The 388-nt window shown below is 49.5% G+C and carries 1 protein-coding gene; it reads right to left on the minus strand.

Annotated elements, in window-relative coordinates; genetic code table 11:
• A partial coding sequence (locus tag GQA99_RS21110) for a hypothetical protein (RefSeq protein ID WP_240904657.1) occupies positions 1–353 on the minus strand: 353 nt, incomplete at its 3' end.
• Positions 354–388: the final 35 nt, after the last annotated feature.

Raw genomic sequence — 388 nt, forward strand, 5'->3', positions numbered from 1 at the left:
GCTAAGACAAGCTCTGGGCTTAGGTTTCCGACGTTAGTTCCATCAATAGCATTGGGCAGTCCCAAAGCCTTAAGAGCAAGCTGTCCGGCCTTTTGTCCCGATATCATCATAGCACCAAAGGTTGGTCCCATTCTTGGGGCACCATCGATCTCAGCAACTTCCATACCGGTCACAATCATACCAGGAACAACTTCTCTGGTCAATCTCACAATAGCGTCTTCAGCAGTGTTCATGTCCAAAGCCTTCATCCCAGGAACATGATCGATCATGCCAATGCTCTTCAACCTCTTGACACCAGTGGCTCCAAAAGGACCATCATGTCCACAAGAGCTCACAACAATCTTCGCCTCCATGACGTTAGGGTCCATGCACGACTGTGAGTCGTGGT

The organism is Shewanella litoralis (assembly GCF_009828585.1).
GTDB lineage: Bacteria > Pseudomonadota > Gammaproteobacteria > Enterobacterales > Shewanellaceae > Shewanella > Shewanella litoralis.